Annotated in this window: 12 protein-coding genes, 1 pseudogene and 1 riboswitch; of the genes and pseudogenes, 6 read left to right on the forward strand and 7 right to left on the reverse strand. The window is 68.7% G+C overall.

Annotation, left to right across the window (positions count from 1 at the left end; translation table 11 throughout):
• Nucleotides 1-134 precede the first annotated feature (134 nt).
• The 5 genes from ACIGFK_RS13775 to ACIGFK_RS13795 all read right to left on the reverse strand — a co-directional run bounded on the left by ACIGFK_RS13775 (nt 135) and on the right by ACIGFK_RS13795 (nt 5,761).
• Entirely contained in the window at nt 135-1,910 is a 1,776-nt protein-coding gene (locus ACIGFK_RS13775) for an ABC transporter substrate-binding protein (protein WP_376657655.1), read from the reverse strand.
• Nucleotides 1,911-2,000: 90 nt separating this feature from the next.
• A complete protein-coding gene (locus ACIGFK_RS13780; RefSeq protein WP_376657654.1) occupies nt 2,001-2,996 on the reverse strand; it encodes an ABC transporter permease in 996 nt (331 codons plus the stop codon).
• Between the two features lie 438 nt (nt 2,997-3,434).
• A complete protein-coding gene (locus ACIGFK_RS13785; protein ID WP_376657653.1) occupies nt 3,435-4,175 on the reverse strand; it encodes an enhanced serine sensitivity protein SseB C-terminal domain-containing protein in 741 nt (246 codons plus the stop codon).
• Between the two features lie 61 nt (nt 4,176-4,236).
• Complete coding sequence (locus ACIGFK_RS13790) at nt 4,237-4,983, reverse strand: enhanced serine sensitivity protein SseB (protein WP_376657652.1); 747 nt, start codon at nt 4,981-4,983, stop codon at nt 4,237-4,239.
• Nucleotides 4,984-5,092: 109 nt separating this feature from the next.
• On the reverse strand, nt 5,093-5,761 hold the full coding sequence (locus ACIGFK_RS13795; RefSeq protein WP_376657651.1) for an AAA family ATPase: 669 nt from the start codon (nt 5,759-5,761) through the stop codon (nt 5,093-5,095).
• Nucleotides 5,762-5,989: 228 nt separating this feature from the next.
• Nucleotides 5,990-6,093: riboswitch (glycine riboswitch) on the forward strand.
• A gap of 158 nt (nt 6,094-6,251) precedes the next feature.
• On the opposite strand from ACIGFK_RS13795, the gene gcvT reads away from it, so the two are divergent.
• The 5 genes from gcvT (at nt 6,252) to ACIGFK_RS13820 (ending at nt 12,465) form a co-directional block, all read left to right on the forward strand.
• A complete protein-coding gene (gcvT, locus tag ACIGFK_RS13800) occupies nt 6,252-7,367 on the forward strand; it encodes a glycine cleavage system aminomethyltransferase GcvT (protein WP_400051725.1) in 1,116 nt (371 codons plus the stop codon).
• Between the two features lie 102 nt (nt 7,368-7,469).
• Complete coding sequence (gene gcvH, locus ACIGFK_RS13805) at nt 7,470-7,850, forward strand: glycine cleavage system protein GcvH (protein ID WP_376657649.1); 381 nt, start codon at nt 7,470-7,472, stop codon at nt 7,848-7,850.
• 15 nt (nt 7,851-7,865) lie between these two features.
• The gene (gene glyA / locus ACIGFK_RS13810; protein WP_376657648.1) at nt 7,866-9,122 is read left to right on the forward strand and encodes a serine hydroxymethyltransferase; all 1,257 of its coding nucleotides are present in this window, start codon (nt 7,866-7,868) and stop codon (nt 9,120-9,122) included.
• Nucleotides 9,123-9,288: 166 nt separating this feature from the next.
• Nucleotides 9,289-10,944, forward strand: a complete 1,656-nt coding sequence (locus ACIGFK_RS13815; RefSeq protein WP_400051727.1) for an APC family permease — start codon at nt 9,289-9,291, stop codon at nt 10,942-10,944.
• Between the two features lie 138 nt (nt 10,945-11,082).
• Nucleotides 11,083-12,465 (forward strand): L-serine ammonia-lyase, encoded by a 1,383-nt coding sequence (locus ACIGFK_RS13820; protein WP_376657646.1) that lies wholly within the window; start codon nt 11,083-11,085, stop codon nt 12,463-12,465.
• A 117-nt stretch (nt 12,466-12,582) separates the two neighbouring features.
• Here the strand turns inward: ACIGFK_RS13820 and ACIGFK_RS13825 are convergent, their stop codons facing one another.
• Together ACIGFK_RS13825 and ACIGFK_RS13830 are read right to left on the reverse strand one after the other, a co-directional pair.
• Complete coding sequence (locus tag ACIGFK_RS13825; RefSeq protein ID WP_376657645.1) at nt 12,583-12,975, reverse strand: DUF5959 family protein; 393 nt, start codon at nt 12,973-12,975, stop codon at nt 12,583-12,585.
• Nucleotides 12,976-12,987: 12 nt separating this feature from the next.
• Entirely contained in the window at nt 12,988-19,923 is a 6,936-nt protein-coding gene (locus tag ACIGFK_RS13830) for a polymorphic toxin-type HINT domain-containing protein (protein WP_376657644.1), read from the reverse strand.
• A 730-nt stretch (nt 19,924-20,653) separates the two neighbouring features.
• Here ACIGFK_RS13830 and ACIGFK_RS13835 point away from each other — a divergent pair.
• Nucleotides 20,654-22,965, forward strand: a pseudogene (locus ACIGFK_RS13835) (hypothetical protein); the annotation flags it as partial.

A 22,965-nucleotide genomic window follows, 5' to 3' on the forward strand; every position in this document is an offset into this window, starting at 1 on the left:
CTGGCTGCGGCCCGGGGGCGCCCCCTTCTGGAGGGCGCCCCCAAGCCGTAACCGCGGCCATCACCTGCCCTTCGTGCCTAGCGGGTGTGGCACTGGAACACTGGAAACTGGAACTGAACCTGGTCTGACGGGTGTTACTTGGTGACGCCGAGGGACGCGTAGTCGTAGCGGCCGTTGTAGGCGTCGGAGGTGTAGGCGTTCGTCAGACGGGTGGAGCGCCAGGTGATCGTCTTGTCGTAGACGAAGGGAAGGTAGACCGCGGCCTCGGAGACCTTCTGGTTCATCTGCTTGTAGATCTCGCCGGCCTTGACCGGGTCGGTCTCCGCGATCGCCTGGTCGAACAGGGCGTTGATCGCCGGGTCGTTCAGCTCGGAGAAGTTGTTGTTACCGCTCTGCAGGATGAAGCGGCCGTCGACCAGCGGCTGGGAGAAGCCCTGACCGGTCGGGAAGTCGGCGCCCCAGCCCATGATGATGATGCCGTAGTTCTTCTCCTTGACGACCTTCGGCGAACCGATGATGCCGGAGGTCTGGGCGCCGTCGAACTGGTCGACGTCGGCCTCGATGCCGACCTGCTTCAGGGCGTTCTGCAGCGAGACGGCGGTGGCGACCTCGACCGGCTTGTTGTTGCGGACCGCGATCGTGGTCTTGAAGCCCGACTCCTTGCCACAGGCCTTCAGCGCGGCCTTGGCCTTCTCGGCGTCCGGCTTGCCGTCGTTCTTCAGGACACCGTACGGGTCGTACGACGGGTCGGCGCCCTTGATGCCCGCCGGGAGCATGTTCGGGGCGATGTCGCCACCGGCCTGCGGGCCGCCGCGGGCGGTCTGCAGGGACTTGTGGTCGGCCGCGTAGATGACGGCCTTGCGGCACTCGACGTTGTCGAACGGCGCGACGGTCGTCGGCATGACGGCGTACCGGATGAAGCCGGTCTGGCCGTTGTCGAGGTTGCCCTTGTGGTCCTTCAGCGCGGTGGCGCGGGCCGCCTGGCCGATGCCGGTCGCGTTGAGGTCCAGGTCGAACTCGCCGTTCATCAGGCGCTTGTCCATGTCGTCCGCGTTCGCCATGAACGTGACCGAGATGGAGTCCGGGAGCGCCTTGCGGATGGTGTCCGACTCGGGCTTCCAGTTCTCGTTGCGCGAGAGCTTCATGCTCTTGTTGGGCTCGTACGAGTCGATCTTGTACGGGCCGTTGGAGAAGGGCTTCAGGCCGTACTTGGCCGCCGTGTCCTTCTCCGCCTTGACCGGGCTCGCCGCCGGCATGGCCAGCATCTGCTCGAAGTCACCGTTGGGCGCCGGGAGCTTGAAGATGATGGTCTTCGCGTCCGGGGTCTCGATCGCCTTGAGGCCGAGCTTGTCCGGGGCGGTGTCCTTGTACGGGCCCTGGTACTCGGTCTTCGGGTCGAGGGCCTGCATCAGGTAGACCGGGCCGCCGGAGATGACGTCCTGGGCCCAGGTGCGCTCGATGCCGTACTTGACGTCCTGGGCGGTGACGGGCGTGCCGTCCTCCCAGGTCACGTTGTCCTTGAGGGTGTACTTGTAGGTCTTGCCGCCGTCGGTGATCTCGGCCTTCGCGGTGGCGAGGTCGGGCACCAGCTCGGTGCTCTGCTCACCCGGGGCCGCCTTGTAGCTGACCAGCTGACGCGCGTAGTAGCGGGAGAAGTCCCACATGAAGCCGTAGTAACCGCGCTGCGGGTCCCACGAGTCGGCTTCCTGGGTGCCGACGAACTTGAGCTCGCCGCCCTTCTTGTCCGACGCGTTGGCGATCTTGCCTATGCCCGCGTTGAATCCTGCGGCGCCGGCGGGCTTGTCGTCCTTCTTGTCGTTGCCGCCACAGGCGGTGGCGGTGAGCATGGCCGCGAGCACGACGGCCGTGCCAGCGGCAAGCCTGCGCTTCGACGTGCGATGGGTAGTCACGATGCTCGCAACCCTCCGTTGTAGTTCCGGTGTACTGGTTACTGACGGCTCGAAACTCGAAGCCGGGATCTGGTGTGCGCCCTGCGGTGGCTAGCGGGAGCCCTTCGGGTCGAGGGCGTCACGGACGCCGTCGCCGAAGAGGTTGAAGGCCAGCACGGTGATGAAGATCGCTACGCCGGGGAAGATCATGAAGAGCGGATCGTCCTCGTAGGTCCGCACTGCCGTGGAGAGGGTCTCTCCCCAGGACGGCGTGGGCGGCTTGACGCCGACTCCGAGGAAGCTCAGGGCGGCCTCGGTCAGCACGTTGGTGGGGATCATCAGCGTCGAGTAGACGGTGATGGGCGCCACCAGGTTCGGAAGCAGTTCGCGGAAGAGGATGTACGCGCGGCCGGCGCCGAGGCTGCGGGCCGCTTCGACGTACTCGCGTTCGCGCAGCGACAGGGTCTGCCCGCGGACGATGCGGCCGATGTACGGCCACCCGAAGAAGCCGATGACCAGCACCAGCACCGCGATGCGCAGGCCCGATCCCTCGAAGCCCCACAGCTTGCTGGGGACCACCGAGATCAGCGCGATGATGAAGAGCAGCTGCGGGAAGGCCAGCAGCAGGTCCATGACGCGGCTGATGGCCGCGTCGACCCAGCCGCCGAAGTATCCGGCGATGATGCCGAACACGGTGCCCAGCGAGACCGCCACGAAGGCGGACAGGAAGGCCACCAGCAGCGAGATCCGGGCGCCGTAGACGATCCGGCTGAAGACGTCGCGGCCGTTGACCGGCTCGATGCCCAGCAGGAAGTCGCCGTTCATGCCGCCCCAGTCGCCGGCCGGCAGGCCGAGCAGCGGGTCCAGCAGGTCCTCGTGCAGCTCCTCCGGCGGGTGGCCGAAGGCCTTGACGATCAGCGGCGCGAAGATCGCGACGAGGATCAGCAGGAGCACGATCACACCGCCGGCCAGGGCGACCTTGTCACGCTTGAGGCGCAGCCAGGCGATCTGCCACGGCGAGCGCCCCTCGATCGCCTTCTGCGGAACTTCCGGGGCGGCCACGGCTGCGGGCTCGGCCGCGCTGGTGTCGTGCAGTGGTGCCGTCATCGTGGTGGGGACCCCTCTCGGCCGACTGTGGCCGGCCCATGCCCGCCGCTGTGGCGGCTTGGTTCTATCGGCGTCGCTGATGGTGCGATTGGCGCGAAATGCGTCTGAAGTGCACGTGAAGAGCTGGTGATTGCGGGACTGACCTGCCTTCGGTGGGGGGAGTCTTCAACGGCGTCTCGATCGGCCGCCAGACCCGCCGGGGATGTGATGCGCAACCGTGATCTGCGCCTACACCTTCCGTTATCCGAACGGCAAGATCTGTTGAGCGGTGAAAGACCGCCCCTTCTGCGCGGAACGGACATCCCGCCCAACTGCCATTTCAGGCAGGGATCTTGGGTTGATTCGGCGGATATGACGAAGGCCGCACCGATGGGATCGGTGCGGCCTTCGAGACGGATGTCTCAATATGCGGATGTACGGAAGCCGGGCGGGCACCCGTCAGTACGCGGGTGCCTGGCCCTCGCGGTCGTAGAAGGGGCGGGTCTGCGCGCGCAGCCACATCGCGACGGGGTCGTGCTCGTCCGCGAGCGCCACCGTGCACACGGGCACGCCCTCGGGGACGACGCCGACCGACTGGCGCATCATCTCCCGTACGGACTCCAGCGCGGGCGCGGAGGCGTCGTACAGGTCGAGCCCCACCGCGAGGTACGGGGACCCGAGCGCGGGCTGCACCCAGGCGCGGCGCAGCGAGCGGACGGCGGGCGTCCGGTGGGCGTGCTGGGTCAGCAGCCCGTAGAACTGCGGGAGCTCGATGGCCGGCTCGGACAGCCGCAGCGGGCCGGCCGGCATCCGGTCCAGGCCGGTGGCGATCCGGCGCAGGTCCGCCCACGGGATGCCGAGGCCGCCGCCCTGGGCGTGCGGGTTGAGCCAGAGCCCCCAGCGGTCGGGATACAGCGCGCGGGCGATGTCCCGGCCGGTGACGACCTCGTAGCCCCGGCCCCAGCCGCTGGCGGCCAGTTCCTGCGGGGAGGTCACGCAGGGCGCGTATCCGAGGCCCTCGACCTCCATGCCGCCGTACTGGGCGTCCGGCGAGCCCGACTGCCCCTGCCACAGCAGCATCCACAGCCGGCCCTCGGCGAGGGCGTGCAGGAGCGACTCGTAGCTTTCGTAGCGCCCGGGAGTCACCTGGCGCAGCATGTGCTCGACCTGCCCGGCCGCGGCCGTGCCTGACGCACTCACCCGGTACCCCTCTTCGTCTCTTCTTCCGCCCGACGTCAACGCGAGAACAGCTTAAGCCGCCCTACGGGAGGTAGAAGGGGCGTACGCGCTCACGAATCCACTCCGTGACCGGGTCCTCGGCGGCGTCCAGCAGGATCAACTGCACCGGCCAGGGCGCCGGTACACGGGTCAGGGCCCGTCCCAGGGCGTCCATCGGCGCGTTCCGGGTCTCCGGCTCCCATCCCACCAGTCGGACACCGATGAACAGTTGCGGCTCCCCTCCCTCGATGCTCGCGAGACAGCGGTACGCGGCGGAGACCACCCCGGTCGCCCGGAACTCCTCCGCGGCGGCGGTCAGGAAGTCCACCGGGTCCTCCTGCCAGTCGGGCTCGTAGAGCCGGACACGGCCGCCCGCGGCGGGGCCGTCGAGGGGGGTCCGGCCGCTGCGGCAGAGCTCCGCGACGGCCTGCGGGGGGAGGGGGACGCCGACGGCGCCCTCGGGGTTGAGCGCGATGCCGAGCTGCGGGGGAAGGCCGCGGGCGAACTCGACCGCGGGGGCCACCGCGAAGTCCGTGCCGGGGCCGACGCAGGCGAGGAACTGGGCCTCCGAGCTGTAGACCGGGACGTACGCGGCGCCGCCGATGTCCATGGTGGGGAGGGTCAGGCCCTCGGCGCCGCCCCGTTCGGTGCCGGCGCCGGCGGGCAGGGGCACCCACACCTGGCTCCGCCCGAGCACCTCCAGGATCCGCCCGCCGGCGTCCGGCTGCCCGAGCGCCGCCCCGAGCACCTGCTCGAGCTCATTCCCCGGCCAGCCGCCGCCGCTGTGCATGTACGTGCCTCCGTGATCCCGCGTTTCGTCGCCCCGCAGGGTACCGGCCCCCACCGACAGGGCTCCGCCGGGGTGCGGTGGTACGGAACGTGCCGCGCCGCTCCCGGGGCTACGGGTGGAACGCGATGCGGGTCACCGCGGCGGCGGAGCGGCGGTCCAGGAGGACGGCCGAGGCGCAACCCGCCGGGGGGCGGCCGGCTTCCGCTTCGCGCAGGAGGCGGCCCACCGCACCCCGGTGGCGGGCGAAGGCGTAGGACGAGACCCCCCGCCCCCGGGCCCGCTGGCCCGACAGCGCCTCCTCGGGGCTGCTGTCCAGCAGGAGGAGGTGCAGCGCACGCCCCCGCCGCCGCGCGGCCGCCGCGAGCAGCCCCCGCACCCAGCTCTGGGTACCGCAGTCGTGGACGACGAGGGAGCGCCCGGAACGCAGGTGCCGCCACAGCCCCCAGTAGTGCGCGGCCCGCACCAGCGGCCGGTACACCGCGTACGGCAGCGCCCCCGGCATCCGGCGTTCCCAGCGCTCGCGGGTGTCCTGGGAGTCGATGGCGCCGCCCTCCGCCCCGCCCTCGGCGGCCGCCCGCTTGATCAGCGTGCTCTTGCCGCCGCCCGGCAGGCCGGACACGACCACGATGTCGCCCTCGGCGAAGCGGAGCCGCTGCGGGCCCCGCACGCCCGGGCCGCGCAGGTCCCGTACGGGCCCGGCCCCGTGCCCGCGCGGGCGCGCGGGCGCACCGGCGCGCTGCGCCGGTACCGCACCCACGGTCCCCGTGGTTGCCGCCACACCTACGAATCTCCGCACAGTGTTCGCCTCCCCCGAATCGGGTCACCAGGACCCTTGCCCACTGAGTGTAAAGAGACGGTAATCCGGCGGCTTCGGTTCCGGTCCGGCCCCGTCCACCCCCTGGACACCCGGCAGGATCTTTCGGGCCCGCCCGCCCGATCACCACCATGGCGTGCAATGATGTGCGCCATCTGGACCAACCGCATCACCAACTGCATACCGGCCGCTTGAATCCGCGCGGGAGAGTCCCGGCACGCCGCAAGGCGGTGCGTGGGCGCCGAAGGAGCAAGAACCTCCCTTGAATCTCTCAGGCCCCGTACCGCGTGGATGAGGCAGATCTGAAAAGCGAGCTGTTCGGCAGCTCCACCCAAGGTGCAAGCCGGAGATTCCCGACGTGTCAGGAACTCTCGGCGAACCTCTCAGGTTCCGATGACAGATGGGGAGGACCCCTCCTCGTCATGTCATGCCCTGGGACCCGGGAGCCACACCCATGAGCACTGCCCCCCGCCTGACCGCCCTCGATGCGCTGCACCGTTCCCTCGGTGCGACCATGACCGACTTCGCGGGCTGGGACATGCCCCTGCGGTACGCGAGCGAGCGCGACGAGCACAACGCCGTCCGCACCAAGGCCGGTCTCTTCGACCTCTCCCACATGGGCGAGATCACCCTGACCGGGCCGGAGGCCGTCAAGGCCCTGGACTACGCCCTGGTCGGCAACATCTCCACCGTCGGCGTCGGCCGCGCCCGCTACACCCACATCTGCCGGGAAGACGGCGGCATCGTCGACGACCTGATCGTCTACCGCCTCGGCGAGACCGAGTACATGGTCGTCGCGAACGCCTCCAACGCCCAGGTCGTCCTCGACGCCCTGACCGAGCGCGCCGCCGGCTTCGACACCGAGGTCCGCGACGACCGCGACGCCTACGCGCTGATCGCGGTGCAGGGCCCGGAGTCCCCCGGCATCCTCGCCTCCCTCACCGACGCCGACCTGGACGGGCTGAAGTACTACGCCGGCCTGCCGGGCACCGTGGCCGGCGTGCCCGCGCTGATCGCGCGTACGGGCTACACCGGCGAGGACGGCTTCGAGCTGTTCGTCTCCCCCGAGCACGCCGTGGAGCTGTGGCAGGCGCTGACCAAGGCCGGCGAGGGCGTCGGCCTGGTCCCGGCCGGCCTGTCCTGCCGCGACACCCTGCGCCTGGAGGCGGGCATGCCGCTGTACGGGCACGAGCTGAGCACCTCGCTGACCCCGTTCGACGCGGGTCTGGGCCGGGTCGTGAAGTTCGAGAAGGAGGGCGACTTCGTCGGCCGCGCCGCCTTGGAGGCCGCCGCCGAGCGCGCCGCCACGAACCCGCCGCGCAAGCTGGTCGGCCTGGTCGCCGAGGGCCGCCGCGTCCCGCGCGCCGGCTTCCCCGTCGTCGCCGACGGTCAGGTCATCGGCGAGGTCACCTCCGGCGCCCCGTCCCCGACCCTGGGCAAGCCGATCGCGATGGCTTACGTCGACGCGGCGCACGCCGCGCCCGGCACCTCCGGCGTCGGCGTCGACATTCGCGGTACGCATGAGCCGTACGAGGTCGTCGCTCTGCCGTTCTACAAGCGGCAGAAGTAGTCCTTGTAGTCAGGCCTGCCGCCCGGGTGCCCCGTGCGGCGATGTCGCAGTACCCAAGACCACTGTTCGTTTCCACCCCCGCGCATCCAGGAGAATCAGGCCATGAGCACCCCCCAGCAGCTGCGTTACACCAAGGAGCACGAGTGGCTGTCGGACGTCGTTGACGGCGTCGCGACGGTCGGCATCACCGAGTTCGCGGCCAACGCGCTCGGTGACGTCGTCTACGCACAGCTCCCCGAGGTCGGCGACACCGTGACCGAGGGCGAGACCTGTGGCGAGCTGGAGTCGACGAAGTCGGTCAGCGACCTGTACTCCCCCGTCTCCGGTGAGGTCGTCGAGGCCAACCAGGACGTCGTCGACGACCCGTCCCTGGTGAACTCCGCCCCCTTCGAGGGCGGCTGGCTGTTCAAGGTGCGCATCTCGGAGGAGCCCAAGGACGTGCTCTCCGCCGAGGAGTACGCCTCCCTCACCGCCGGTAACTGACCCCAGGGGATCCTGATGTCCGTACTGAACACCCCTCTTCACGAACTCGACCCCGACGTCGCCGCAGCCGTCGACGCCGAGCTCGTGCGCCAGCAGTCGACCCTGGAAATGATCGCGTCGGAGAACTTCGCTCCGGTCGCCGTCATGGAGGCCCAGGGCTCCGTCCTCACCAACAAGTACGCCGAGGGCTACCCCGGCCGCCGTTACTACGGCGGCTGCGAGCACGTCGACGTCGTCGAGCAGATCGCGATCGACCGGATCAAGGCGCTGTTCGGCGCCGAGGCCGCGAACGTGCAGCCGCACTCCGGTGCGCAGGCGAACGCCGCCGCGATGTTCGCGCTGCTGAAGCCGGGCGACACGATCATGGGCCTGAACCTGGCCCACGGCGGTCACCTGACCCACGGCATGAAGATCAACTTCTCCGGCAAGCTCTACAACGTGGTCCCGTACCACGTCGACGAGACCGGCCAGGTCGACATGGCCGAGGTCGAGCGCCTCGCCAAGGAGTCCAAGCCGCAGCTGATCGTCGCGGGCTGGTCCGCCTACCCGCGCCAGCTGGACTTCGCCGCCTTCCGCCGCATCGCGGACGAGGTCGGCGCGTACCTGATGGTCGACATGGCGCACTTCGCCGGCCTGGTCGCCGCGGGCCTGCACCCGAACCCGGTGCCGCACGCCCACGTCGTCACCACCACCACGCACAAGACCCTCGGCGGTCCGCGCGGCGGTGTCATCCTGTCGACGCAGGAGCTGGCCAAGAAGATCAACTCCGCGGTCTTCCCGGGTCAGCAGGGCGGTCCGCTGGAGCACGTGATCGCGGCCAAGGCCGTCTCCTTCAAGGTCGCGGCCTCGGAGGAGTTCAAGGAGCGCCAGGTCCGCACCCTCGAGGGCGCGAAGATCATCGCCGAGCGCCTGGTGCAGCCCGACGTCACCGAGGTCGGCGTCTCCGTCCTCTCCGGCGGCACGGACGTGCACCTGGTCCTCGTCGACCTGCGCAACTCGGAGCTCGACGGCCAGCAGGCCGAGGACCGGCTCCACGAGATCGGCATCACGGTCAACCGCAACGCCATCCCGAACGACCCGCGGCCCCCGATGGTCACCTCGGGTCTGCGGATCGGTACGCCGGCCCTGGCCACGCGCGGTTTCGGCGCCGAGGACTTCACCGAGGTCGCCGAGATCATCGCGGCCGCGCTGAAGCCGGCCTACGACAGCGAGGGCCTCAAGGCGCGCGTCTCCGCGCTCGCCGCGAAGTTCCCGCTGTACCCGTCGCTCTAGGCAACGGCCTGAGAGGGCCCGGCCTTGGTTTCCACAGGGCCGGGCCCTTCTCATGACCAAAGCCCCAGGCGGATGCGGCCCATTGCCACTGAACCCACCAAAAATTGGCAAATAGGGTCCGAATAAGAGAAGTACGGCATCCCCTGGCAGGACGGAAACGCACCTCATGGACATGAGCGCAGCCAACAAGAAGGGACTCAGTCTCTTCGCGCTGGTCATGATCGGCATAGGCTCGATCTTCGGATCGGGCTGGCTCTTCGGCGCCGGCACGGCGGCCCAGGTCGCCGGACCCGCAGCGCTCGTGGCCTGGGTCATCGGCGCGGTCTTCATCGGCATGATCGCCATGTCCTACGCGGAGGTGGGCGCCGCCTACCCGATCCCCGGCGGCATGGCCCGCTACGGATCGATCTCGCACGGCCCGGTGCTCGGCTTCGTCACGGGCTGGGCGGTGTGGATCGCGGTCGCCTCGCTGATCCCGATCGAGTCGATCGCGGCCACGCAGTACATGTCCTCCTGGAGCTTCGGCTGGGCCGCGGACCTGGTGGACGCGCAGTCCCACCAGCTGACCGGCTTCGGCATGGCGGTGGCGCTGGTCCTGACCGTGCTGCTGTGGCTGTCCTGCTACTGGTCGGTCCAGCTGCTGGCGAAGATCAACTCGCTCCTCACCCTGGTCAAGTTCGCGATCCCAGTGCTCGCCGTCGTCGCGCTGATCGCCTCCGGCTTCCACACCTCCAACTTCACCGCCCACGGCGGCTTCGCTCCGAACGGCTGGACCGCCGTCCTGACCGCGGTCACGACCTCCGGCGTGGTGTTCGCCTTCAACGGCTTCCAGGCCGTCGTGAACCTCGGCGGCGCCGCCAAGAACCCGGGCCGGGCCATCCCGGTAGCCCTGGTCGGCGCGCTCGCGCTGGGCCTGGTCATCTACCTCGCCCTCCAGGCGGCCTTCCTGGGCTCCGTCCCGCCGGAGCACCTGGCGCAGGCCGGCGGCTGGTCGGGCGTGAACTTCAACTCGCCGTTCGCCGAGCTCGCCAAGCTGCTGATGATCCACTGGGTGGTGGTGATGCTCCAGTTCGGCGCCTTCATCTCCCCCGCCGGCTCCAACATCGCCAACGTGGCCTCGGCCGCGTACATGGTCCAGAACCTCTCCGAGACCGGCTTCTTCCCGAAGAGGCTCGCCCGGACCCATCCCGTGTACGGGACCGCGCGCCCGGCCATGTGGATGAACCTCGGCTTCTCGGTCCTGCTGCTGGTCACCGTCGGCCACAGCTGGAAGACCCTGGCTCCGATCATCTCGGCCGCCATGGTGATCTCGTACCTGATCGGTCCGGTCGCGGTGGGCGTCTTCCGCCGTACGAAGCCCGGTCTGCCCCGCCCGTTCCGCCTCCCGGCGGCGAGGATCCTGTGCCCGCTCACTTTCGTCTTCGCAGCCTGCGCGCTGTACTGGTCGAAGTGGCCGAACACCGGCATCGTCACCGCCCTGACCCTGCTGGCCGCCCCGATCGCGGCGCTGGTGCTCTCCCGCAAGGGCGAGCGGAACCTAGCGCAGCAGTTCGCCCCCGCCTGGTGGATCGTCTTCTTCCTCGGCTCCCTGTCCCTCCTCTCCTGGCTCGGCTCCGCCGACTTCGGCGGCCGCGGCGCCATCCCGGGCGGCGTGGACATCGCCCTGGTGGCGGCCATGGCCCTCGGTACGTACTTCTGGGCCGTGCGGGCGGGCGTACGCGCCCACCGCGCGGGCCTGGCCGGCCCCGACCCGCTCCTCGACGCCGACACGGCCGCACGCGGCGACGTACCGGCTCCGGAGCGTGAACTGACACCCGCCTGACCCGTCCGCGTAACGCACACCACCTCGTCCGGCAGACCAGCCGTTCACCTCACCGCGATAAGCTCGCCTGCCGGACAAAATCCGCAATACACCTCTCCTGCCCCCTCCCACCCCACGAGCAGACAAGGGAGTCCGCCAGTGGCCATCTCCGTCTTCGATCTCTTCTCCATCGGCATCGGCCCCTCCTCCTCCCACACGGTCGGTCCGATGCGCGCGGCGCGCATGTTCGTGATGCGGCTGAAGAAGGACGGCGTACTCGCCCAGACGGCGTCCGTGCGCGCCGAGCTGTTCGGCTCCCTCGGCGCGACCGGCCACGGCCACGGCACCCCCAAGGCGGTGCTGCTGGGCCTGGAGGGCCACTCCCCCCGCACGGTGAACGTGGAGACGGCGGACGACGAGGTCGAGCGCATCCGCAAGAGCGGCCGCCTGCGCCTCCTGGGCACGGAGATAGGCGAGGTCCACGAGATCGACTTCGACGAGCCGAACCAGCTGATCCTGCACCGCCGCCGCTCGCTGCCGTACCACGCGAACGGCATGACCCTCTTCGCGTACGACGAGGCCGGCACCCCGCTGCTGGAGAAGACGTACTACTCGGTCGGCGGCGGGTTCGTCGTGGACGAGGACGCGGTCGGAGAGGACCGGATCAAGCTCGACGACACGGTGCTGAAGTACCCCTTCCGCTCCGGCGACGAGATGCTGCGCCTCGCGAACGAGACCGGCCTGTCGATCTCCTCCCTGATGCTGGAGAACGAGAAGGCCTGGCGCACCGAGGAGGAGATCCGCGAGGGCCTCCTGGAGATCTGGCGCGTCATGCAGGCGTGCGTCGCCCGCGGCATGTCCCGCGAGGGCATCCTGCCGGGCGGCCTGCGGGTCAAGCGCCGGGCCGCCTCCACGGCGCGCCAGCTGCGCACCGAGGGCGACCCGATGATGCACCGCAGCGAGTGGACGACGATCTACGCGATGGCGGTCAACGAGGAGAACGCGGCGGGCGGCCGGGTCGTGACGGCCCCGACGAACGGCGCCGCGGGCGTCCTCCCGGCGGTCCTGCACTACTACATGAACTTCGTGCCGGGCGCGGACGAGGACGGCGTGGTCCGCTTCCTCCTCGCGGCCGGTGCGATCGGCATGCTCTTCAAGGAGAACGCCTCCATCTCCGGCGCCGAGGTCGGCTGCCAGGGCGAGGTCGGCTCGGCCTGCTCGATGGCGGCGGGCGCGCTGGCCGAGGTCCTGGGCGGCACCCCGGAGCAGGTCGAGAACGCGGCCGAGATCGGCATGGAGCACAACCTGGGCCTGACCTGCGACCCGGTCGGCGGCCTGGTGCAGATCCCGTGCATCGAGCGCAACGGCATGGCGGCGGTCAAGGCCGTCACGGCGGCGAAGATGGCGATGCGCGGCGACGGCAGCCACAAGGTCTCCCTGGACAAGGTCATCAAGACCATGAAGGAGACCGGCGCCGACATGAAGATCAAGTACAAGGAAACGGCCCGCGGCGGCCTGGCGGTCAACGTCATCGAGTGCTGACCTTTCATTCCGCGTAACCCCGCTCGACGCCGATGGGGCGTGACTCGAAGAGTCACGCCCCATCGGGTTTTCCGGCCTCAGGCCGATTTACGGAGGGACATCAGCGGCAAACTGATCTCACAGCTCCTGGAGGAAGCGACGGACGCGTTCCTGATGGTCGGCGATCCATCCGTCTTCGAAGACGATCGGGATGCGTACGGTCACCATCGAGATGGACTCGTCTTCCACCACGACCTCCTGACAATCCCGCTCGCCTTCGAGCTGAATGGTCACGGTAGGACCTCGGTCCGACTCCATCCACACGACGTCTTGTCCGAGAGACAGCCTCTCCAGCGCCTGGACCCATGCCTCGATCTTGGGACGTGACAGGACGAGGAGGGTGCTGCCCTTCACGAACATGCTGGTCACCTCGATCCTGGCTTCCCAGAACGTGGAGTCCATGGGTGACAGCACTACGATCCTGACCTCGTTCTCGAAGTCGGTCAGCCGGACTAGCTCAAACGGATACATGCACTGATCCTTTCACCCGACCAGGAACTGGGCGGCGGTGGACCAGCCATTGTCGTCGAAGGCATGGATGTCGACCCTGAAGGGAACATTCGATCCCGGCAGATATCGGGGTGTGGCCTGGAACAGAATGGTGTTTCCCTTCGCCACGTGCGCAGCGATCGAGTCGCCGAACGCCGCCATCGCCCCGTTGTCCGTCTTCGACTTCGTCTTGACCAGATTGGCGGCTATTCTCCCGTTGCCACCGAGGGACTGAGGCAGGAGGTGTCCCCTGGTGTGGCCAGGAGTGTTCTTCACGAAGCCAGGGGGAATGATGGCACGACTGGCCTTGAACCCCTTGACCGTGGCCGGCGTGACAATGGCTACGACACCCGTCCGACGTCCGTCCGCAAGGACCTTTCCATAGTCGACGTCACAGTTGTGGACAAGGACAGGAGCCGTCCCCGCGAACACGTAGTACGTGTGGAATTCATCGACGGTGAGGTTGTGCGTGGTGACCGCGTGCGCGTAGGAACGCGTCGCCGCCACCGTGAGGGTCGTGCCGTCCGGCTGACGAAGTTCTTCACCGACGGTGAGTTCGCCCGCATCGGTCCACTGGTGGCGGGTTTCGCTCCAGTAGGGGTGGTGGTAGGTAGAGGTGATCTTCGCGGGCGGGCCGCGGGGAGCTGCCTCGTCGGTAAGGGTGAGGTCCGTGAATTCCTTGTCGTCGGGGGTGGTGATGGTGGTGGTGACGGTCTTGGGACGCGTTTCGCCGGTCTGCGGGTCGGTGGCCATGACCACGTCGCCGTCCTTGACGTCCTCGATGGACTTGGCCGTGCCGTCGGCCATCAGGACCTGCACACCCGTGGGGAAGCTATTGCACTTGGTCACGCCCGATGCGGCCTCACCCCCACTGCCCCTGGCGTCGGCGCCGTCACCCTTCTTCGCGAGGTCGGCTTCGTCGGCCACTGATTTCGCCTGGGTGCCCGCGCTGTCGCTCGCCGATTCCTTGGCGGCCTTCTCCGATGCCGACTGGGCTGCCTTGGCCTCGGCGTCACGGGCCTCCTTCGCCGCCTTCTTCGCCGTGCTGTAGGCATCCGCGGCCTTGGCCGCTCCCCGTTCGGCTTCGTGGACGGCGTCGTAGGCCTTGTTGACCTCCTTGTAAATCTTGAAGGCCTTGATGCCGATCTTGACGGCCTTGAAGAGCTTGCCCCAGGGGACGAAGTTCAGGGCCGTGTTGATGCAGGCCATGACGTCGCCCTTGGTGAAGCAGTCGCGGGCGTCGTTGTATCCGATCAGGTCCCCGACCATGTCGACGACTTCGTCGATCAGCTTGTCGCGCTTCTTCTTGGCGTCGGAGACCTTCTTCGTGGACTCCTTGAGCTCCGTGTCCGACGGCTCGTCGTCGTCATTGCCGCCGTGCTTTTTGTCGTAGTCCGGGTCGAAGGTGGAGCCAAGGTCCGTTCCGTTGCTGCCCGAGCAGTAGGCGACTCCGTAGCAGCTCTCCAGGCCCGTCGGGTCGGAGGTGTTGATCGGGCTGTTGGTGGAGTAGGCGTAGGCGTTCCACTGCTGTGGGTCACCCGCGTCCGTGATGGGGTCGGGGCTGATGAAGCGGCCGGTGGCGGGGTCGTACTCGCGGGCGCCGAGGAGGGTGAAGCCGGTGGACTTCTCCTTGGTGCCGCCGACGAATCCCTTGTCTCCGGCCCAGGTTCCGGGGGCGGGCTGAGTACCACGCTCGTTGCCGAACGGATCCGATGCGCGGCGGATGTGGCTGAGGTCGGAGGCCTTGAACTGGACCCCGCCGGTGCCCTGGTGGTCCGAGCTCTGGTAGGTGAACGCGGAGCCGCTGCTGGTGCTGGTGGTGCGGGTGACGGAGAGGCCGCCGGGGGCGCCGTAGGTACGGACGTTGGAAACCTTGCCGCTGGCGGTGTCCAGGGTGATCTGGTCGGTACCGAGGTTCAGCGTGGTGCTGGCAGGATCGCGACGAATGAGCTGTCTGCCACCGGTGTCGTAGAGGTAGCTGGTTCCGGCGCTCTCACCGGTTCCGACGATCTTGTCGAGCTTCCCCTGGCCGTCCCAGGTCAGGGACTTGGTGCCGGCGGTGTTGGTGATGCCCGCGGTGTTTCCGACCGCGTCGTAGGTGTAGGAAGTGACCTTGGTTCCGGACGGGCCGGTTTCCGTGGACTTCATCAGCGCGTGCGGCCCGCCCGTGCCGCCGCCCGTCTGCGGGTCGGTGGACGGGACGTTGGGCCCGGCACCGAACGTCTGCGTGATGGTGACGTCCTTCGACGCGTTGCCGGTGACGTCCTTCTTCACCAGCTTCTTGCGGTTGCCGATCGCGTCGTACTCGTACTGCTGCCAGTAAGGGGTGGGACCGCCCACGCTGGGCTTCCCGGTGCCGTCGACGGCGGGGCCGGCTGCGTTGGTACAGCCGCCGATGCCGCGGACGCTGGGCGCGGCAGCCGTGGTCTGGGTGCCGGTGTCCGTCCAGGCCTGGGTCAGGCGGCCCAGGTAGTCGTGGGTGAAGCACTGCAGGTCGCGGCCGGTGCCGTCCTGGGTGTCACCGATCGAGGTGATCTGGCCGACCTTGTTGTAGGTGTAGTCCAGGACATCGACGCTCGCGGTCGCGGCGGTCTGCTTGTCCAGGGTCGAGCGGACCGGACGACCGCTGCCGGCGTCGTAGTCCGTCGTGGAGACGACCTGCATGCCGGTGTCACCGATCGTGCTGCGAATGGCCCGCCCGTAGGGGTCGTAGCGCATGTCCACGAGGTACGGGGTCCTGGTGAGCCCGATCTTGCCGCCGATGGAGGTCAGGTTCCCCGCGACGTCGGTGCCGTAGGTCACCGTCTCCACGCCCAGGCCGGCCTTGGGGATGCCGGGCATGGTCGTGGTTTTCAGCTGCCCGTAGGCGTCATACGTGTTGGTCGTCTCGTAGGTACCGGCCAGCTCCTTCTCGACGGCCGGGATGGTGACCTTAGTGCCGAGGGGGCGGTAGCCGCCGTCGTAACCGGTCACCTCCGAGACGTAGGCGCTGCCCGTCTTGCCACCCACGTAACGGGTGGTGGTGTCGGGCTTGCCCAGCAACTTCGCGTCGTAGGTGAACGCGCCGACCTGCTTGGCCGGGTCGACGGCCGTACCCTCGTACGTGGCGACGGCGCGGCCGAGGATGTCGACGACCGTCGTGGCGCTCTTGAGGCGGGCGTCCGTGGCGGTGACGAGGTTCTTCTTGTCGTCGTAGACCGTGGTGCTGGTTCCGGCATCCGGGTCGGTGGTCTTCACCACGCGGCCCAGGAGGTCGTAGGTGAAGGTCCACTCGTTGCCGGCGGAGTCCTTCCGGGACAGCTCCTGGTCTCGGCCGTTGGACAGGTAGGTCGTCTCGTCGTACGCACCAGTGGGCGTGTTGGCCTTGTACTGGCGCAGGATCGATGTGGTGCCGTTGGTGATCGTCGCCGTGGCGAAACCACCGGCCGGCGGGGTGTGACGCACCTCGTCCGCGCCCGGGTACTCGGTCTTGGAGCGGGACTGCTCCACGCCGAAGGACTGGCTGATCGTGTCGGTGACGCGGCCGAGGCCGTCGAAGACCTGGACGGTCTGGGACGGAATCTTACTGTCGGGCTGGACACCACCGTTGGGCAGGAACACTGCCGCCGACGGCGAGCCCTGGTCCGTGTAATAGGCCGAGCTGGTCTTGACCTGCCGACCATGGGAGTCGAACAGTGCGTCCGTGATCATCCGGCCGGCCACGCCCGAGGGGGGCGTCGCCTGGGTCTGACGAACACGGCCCAGGCCGTCGTAGATGGAGTAGCTGGAGGTGTAGGTGTTGTCGTTCATGAGCGCCTGGCTCAGAACGGCGGACGGCGCGTTGGTGCCGTTCATCATGTACGAGAACTTGCGGACCGGCAGGTCGCTCGTCGAGTCCTGGCCGGGCTGCCAGATCGACACGACCCGCCCCAGCGCGTCGTACGTGCGCTCCGTGACGCGACTGTTCTCATCGGTGATCTTCAGCGGCTGCGAGCGGCCGATGTCGAAGGTCGTGACCGACTTCCAGCCCAGCGGGTTGGTGTGGGTAATGGTGTCCGGCAGGACGCCGGTGGGCGGGGAATACGCGGTCGCGGTGACGGCGCCGCCCGGGTGGGCGGTGTCGGTGCGGACCTTGTTGGTGTTGCTGGTGACGCGGCCGTAGGCGTCGTAGGTGGAGGTGGAATTGAGACGGTAGACCGGCTTGCCGGCACTGTCGTACTGCTCCAGAACCTCGGTGCCCGTGCCGTCGGCGGTGGCTCCGACCTGGCCGTAGGCCAGACCGTCGAAGTACGAGCGCGTGTCACCGACGGTGTTGGCGGCGGTCGGCGTCTGGCCGCAGGTTCCGGAAATGACCAGGGTGCGGGAGGCCAGTTCGGTGACCGCGCCGCCGGGGCCGGTCGGGTACTCGAAGGTGGTGCACAGACGCTGGTCCGTGCGGGAGATGTCGCTGTTGTCGTCGACCTGGAGGGGCCGGGTAACGAGCGTCGTGTCGTAGGTGGACTTGCGCTCGCTCGTGCGCCAGCTGCCGTTGGCGAGCTTCGCGCGGGTGGTGACCTGAGCCGTGTTCAGCGCACGGGCTGTGATCGGCGGCATGCCCGCGGACTGGTTGCGGGTCGCGGTGATCGGGCCGATCCACGGAGTGGTGACCTCGTCCGCGATGACGGCGCCGCCGTCACGGTCATAGGTCTGGCTCTGACGGACGAACCCGGACAAGACCTCTTCGTCCTTGATCGTCCCGCCCTGGGCGTCAGGGACGTTGACGCTGCGCTTGGTGCCATTGGCCAGGACGTCACCGTCCATGCCGCGCAAGTACGTCACCACGCTCTTGGTCCGCGGCGCTTCGCTCGCGTTGCCGCTACCGGAGCGGGTGGTCACCGTGGCGAACCCGCGGAACTGGTCCCAGGTGCGGGTCTTGGCGTCGGTGAACTCGGAGTCGTTGCGGTGCCAGGCGATGCCGCCGCCGTACTCGTACTCGGTGACCTTGCTGACCTGGCCGCCGACCTTGTCCTGTTCGGTGACGGACTGCACGATGACCTTGTTGAACCAGTCGTTGACCGGGTCCGCGAAGGACTGCCCGGGCAGGTACCACTTGACCGGCATGCAGGCCATCGTGTTGCCGTCCTCGGAGGACGGCATCGTGCCGTTGAGGCGCGAGCACTCCGGGGCCTTGTAGGCGACGTTGATCTGGCCACCGGTCTCCGTGGTGATCGTCTGAATGCGCGGACGCCGGTAGCTCGGCGCCGAGGCATCCGTGCCGTCCGGGCGTCGGACGACGCCGTCGACGCGGTTGGGGAACTGCGTCGCCTGGAACGACACCGCGGGGAGCTTGATCGCGGTCTTGCCGTTCGAGCCGGTCCGCTCGATCTTGTCGAGCCACAGGGTCGGGGACGTGCCGTCACCCGGATCCTGGAACGACTGCGTCAGGTCGTAGGTGTCGACCGTGCGCCACGCCGTGCCCGTCCAGACCTGAGTCGCGATCTGGGTGAACTTCTTGGTCGTGAAGTACGTCGGGGACAGGTTCAGGCACTGGCCGGTGGCCGGGCATTCCTGGTCGATCGGGGTGTCCGGCCAGGACTTGGCGTTGGCCTTGGTGCGCTGCGCGGTGTCCGTGCAGGTGACGGTCCCGATCACGACGCAGCGTTCGGCGTTCTTGATGTTGATCTGGACGGCCGGCTTCGCAGCGCCCTTCGCCGCTATCTGCTCGGGCAGGCGCTGGCCGTAGCCGATCCAGGTCGGGTAGGAGCCGCGCTGGTACTTCGTGTTGGTGCCGGTGCCGCCGTTCTGGCCGCCGCCACGCCCGTAGAAGTTGTCCTCCTGCTCGTAGCGGTACGAGACCAGGTTCTGGTGCGGGTCGACGACGTAGTCGAGGTTCCACTGCCAGCCCAGCTGCTGCCACGTGCCGTTCGCGGGAGTGTCGGCGCCCAGGCACTTGTCCTGACCGCTGTTGAAGTACACAGGGACCGTCGAGACCGACTTGGCCTCCGGGTCGGTGCCGTCGCCGCCGGGCAGGCGGTTGGAGCCGAAGTAGTACTGGGTTCCGTCGGTCGTGGTGACCTTGAAGCCCTCACCCTTCCAGGCGGCATTGCGCTGCCCGGTCAGACGCTCGATCTTCGTGCCGTCCTCACCCTGGAGGTGGTAGACGCAGCTCGTGTCGTCGCGGACGATCTGGCCCGAGTGGCCGGCGAGGTTGAGGGACAGGATGTCCCCGGCCCAGCACTCGTCACCCGACTCCGCGATCCCCGCGTCCTTGCAGCCCTTGTACGAGCGGGATATCGAGCCCGGACTCCAGTCCCAGCCCTCACCGAACCCGGAGGCCTGCGCGTTCGTCGACGCCGTACGGCCGTCGATCGAGGACGAGTCGTAGGCCAGGCCCACGTCCGGCCCGGCGCCCGCGATGGAGGACGGGACCTCGACGGTGTAGCCGTAGGTGAAGTTCGCGGCGTTCGCGCCGGCCTGCCACGACATGGACGGCGCGATCGGGGTCGCGGTGAAGTCACCGCTCGCACCCGACGGACCCGCCTCCACCGCGAGCGCGACGGCCTGCGCCGCCAGCATCTGCGGAGCATCCGACGGGGCCGACTTCAGGGCGGTCGTCTTCGCCTTGGGGGCGTCGATCTCCGCGACCAGACGGCCTGAGGCGTCCTTGTGGGAAGCGACCGGGGTACGGGCCGTGCAGCCCTTCGCGCCCGGAGTCGTCAGTGCACAGTCGGGAAGACGGACGACGCGTGCGCGGTCCGCCCAGTTCGCGCCAGTCGTCTTCGCCCATGCCGAGACGTCGAACCCGACCTGGACCTTGCCGGAAGAAGCGCTGCCCGCCGCGTCGGTCAGAGCGACGAGGACGCCTCCGACACCGGCCGCACGCGTCTTCGCCTCGTCCTTCACCTCCACCCGGAGCGAGCCCTCACCGGAACCGGAAACGGAACCGGAATCGGAGGTTGCAAGTTCCGACAATTTCGCTGAATTCTTCGGACTCTTGGCAGGAGCGACCCAGACGGGCAACGTGCCGGCTTGAACCGACTTACCGGCGGCCGCCGCAGTCGCCGAAGTCCCGGCCGCATTAAGCGGAACGGTCGCGGAACCGGACGGGGCCTTCGCCTTAGCGTCCGGAGTCCACGCCTTGCCGACCGGCGCCTTCGCGTTGGCGGGCTTGGCATCCGAGCCCTTGACGGGCTTGGTCTGCGGGAGCGCCGTATTCGGCGGCACCCACACCTTCGGCGGCTTCGCCGCCGCTTCGACCGCGGGCAAGCCCAGGCCGGAGATGAGCACCGCGAGCGCGGCGACCATCGCAACACGTGGCCGTTTCGCGCGCGCGCGCGAAATCAGACCACCCTGACGAGACAACAAAATCCCCCCACTGAAAAGGAATAACGGAGTCCGGTTTCAACAGAGTCCGGAAGCCGCACCCTAGGGAAGGGGAGATTCATTCGTACAGATTCTCATTAACTTTTCCTTACATGATCAATCTCACTTGACGGTCACCGTGATCTTTATTTGCATGATTCGGATATATCGACCTGTTAAAGCGTTGACAGATTTTCGGCCAGCGAGGAACGTGCGCGTGACCTTCGTTCACCGACGCGCATAGCGAGGACCTCTGCCCATGAGGCCATCACCTTCACCACTCGACCCCAGGCCGGGGGCCCTCCGGCGTCGGCGGGCATCCGCGGCCGCAATGCTTCCCGTGGCAGGCGCCGTGGTGCTGTCCCTCGGGGCCGGGCTCATCACCGCTCCGAGCGCCTTCGCGAGCAACGGGCCCGCCAGCCGCGACTGGCCGGCCGCGACTCCCAAGCCCGCGCCGACCGCCCAGGAGAAGGCCGTGGACGCGGCCCTGGCGCAGGCCAGGAGCATGGGGAAGCGGGTGGTCATCGACCACCTGACGACCGGTAACTCTCAGACGTTCGCCAACCCGGCCGGCACCCTCACCGTGGACGCCGCCTCGGCGCCCGAGCGGGTGAAGCAGGCGGACGGGTCCTGGCGGGCGATCGACACCACGCTCCGGGTGAACGCCGACGGCACCATATCCCCGGCGGTCGTTCCCTCCCCGTTGAGCATCTCCGGTGGCGGCAACGGGCCGATGGCGACGATGACCACGGCCGACGGCAAGAAGCTGGCCTTCAAGACGCCCTTCAAGCTGCCCAAGCCGGTCCTCGACGGCAACGACGCCCTCTACAAGAACGTCCTGCCCGACGTCGACCTGCGCCTGACCGCCACCCGGCTCGGCGGCTGGAGCCAGGTCCTGATCGTCCGCACCGCCCAGGCCGCGGCGAACCCCGCCCTGAAGAAGATCCGCCTCGACGTCGACGCCCCCGGGCTGAAGACCACCGCCGATGCGGCGGGCAACATCAGCTTCGACGACGCCCAGGGCAAGGCCCGCTTCACCAGCCCCACCTCCTTCATGTGGGACTCCACGAAGAAGGACACCCCCGAGGCAGCGGCCGCGCCGCAGAGCGGCAGCAAGAGCAGCAAGTCCTCGGCCGCGAGCGGCTCCGACGCCCCGCCGTCCTCGGCCCCCGCGGCCGCCGACCGGGTCATCGCCTCCACCCCCGACGGTCCCGGCGACACCGCCAACGTCAAGCCGATCGGCGTCAAGGCCGATGCCACCGGCATCGATCTGATCCCCGACACCTCGCTCCTCGGCCAGGGCACCGGCCCCTGGTACATCGACCCGGGCGTCAACCCCTCCGCCGACAGCGCCAACCAGGCGTGGTCGCAGGTGCAGGAGGCGTACCCCGACACGAACGAGTTCAACGGGACCTCCGACGGTCAGAACACCCCGGCTTCCGGCTACTGCGGCTACTCGACGTGTACCCGCAAGGGCCGCGAGCGCGCGTACTTCCAGATCGGCATCAACACGGGCATCCACGGCGCCGAGGTCCTCGACGCGCGGCTCTACGCCACCGTCGTGTCCTCGTCCAGCCCGAGCACGGCCACCCCGATGGGCCTCTACCACAGCCCCACGGGCATCAGCAGCCCCACGTCCTGGAACCGGCAGCCCTGCGACAAGAACTCGCGCATGGGCGGCTGCACCAAGATCGGTGGCGCCACCATCTCGGGCACCGGTGAGATCCAGTACAACGTCACCAGCCAGATGAAGAACGCCGCCTCCGGCCGCTGGTCGACCTTCACCTTCGGCCTCGCGCCGGACGACGAAGGCAACATGTACTACCGCCAGCGGTTCAGCAACACCCCGCACGTCGTCACCACGTACGACTTCCAGCCCCACATCGGCAACCCCCGCACCGGCCCCACCCCGGGCTTCGCCGCCACCGGCACCTACTCCGCCTGCACCACCCCGGGTGCGGCCCAGCCCTGGGACAACCCGGGCTGGATCGGTGCCAACACCAACGTCTCCCTCACGTCCGAGACCTGGTCGCCCACCGGCCGCCAGCTCCAGACGACCTTCCAGATCTGGGACGACGACGCCGCGGGTGCGTCCGTGTGGCACCAGACCGGCTGGAACGGCTCCGCGGGCGACGCCGTCGTCAACGCCGGCTCGCTCATCGAAGGCCACCAGTACGGCTGGACCTCACGCACCACGGACGACACGCTGACCAGCACCGAGACCCCCTGGTGCTTCTTCCGCATCGACCGGACCCCGCCGTCCGCATCGGTGACCTCGACCGACTTCCCGCTCTCCGGCACCACCGGCGGGCACCCCAAGCGCGTCGACGAGGCGGGCACCTTCACCCTCGCCGGAGCGGACAACGCCCCGACCACCGGCACCAACCGCAGCTCGGGCCTGGCCTGCGCCCGCTGGACCACGGACCCAGTGAAGGCGGCTTCCGACTGGAACTGCACCGACTCCGACCCGCAGATCGTGAAGACCTTCACCGCGGGCCAGACGACCATCACGTACACCCCGCGCGCCTGGGGCACGAACTACCTCTATTTCCAGACCCAGGACAACGCGGGCAACATGTCCCAGCCCGTCGTCCACAGCTTCTACGTCCCGTCGAACCCGAACAGCCCCGCACCGATCTTCGGTGACATCAA

It is taken from the genome of Streptomyces sp. NPDC085524, assembly GCF_044541755.1.
In the GTDB taxonomy this organism is placed as follows: Bacteria; Actinomycetota; Actinomycetes; order Streptomycetales; family Streptomycetaceae; genus Streptomyces.

Bases quoted from the DNA above. Each gene is read 5' to 3' on its own strand.
- ACIGFK_RS13780 (WP_376657654.1), bottom strand. From the start codon at position 2,996: ATGACGGCACCACTGCACGACACCAGCGCGGCCGAGCCCGCAGCCGTG.
- ACIGFK_RS13790 (WP_376657652.1), bottom strand. From the start codon at position 4,983: ATGCACAGCGGCGGCGGCTGGCCGGGGAATGAGCTCGAGCAGGTGCTC.
- gcvT (WP_400051725.1), top strand. From the start codon at position 6,252: ATGAGCACTGCCCCCCGCCTGACCGCCCTCGATGCGCTGCACCGTTCC.
- gcvH (WP_376657649.1), top strand. From the start codon at position 7,470: ATGAGCACCCCCCAGCAGCTGCGTTACACCAAGGAGCACGAGTGGCTG.
- glyA (WP_376657648.1), top strand. From the start codon at position 7,866: ATGTCCGTACTGAACACCCCTCTTCACGAACTCGACCCCGACGTCGCC.
- ACIGFK_RS13815 (WP_400051727.1), top strand. From the start codon at position 9,289: ATGGACATGAGCGCAGCCAACAAGAAGGGACTCAGTCTCTTCGCGCTG.
- ACIGFK_RS13825 (WP_376657645.1), bottom strand. From the start codon at position 12,975: ATGTATCCGTTTGAGCTAGTCCGGCTGACCGACTTCGAGAACGAGGTC.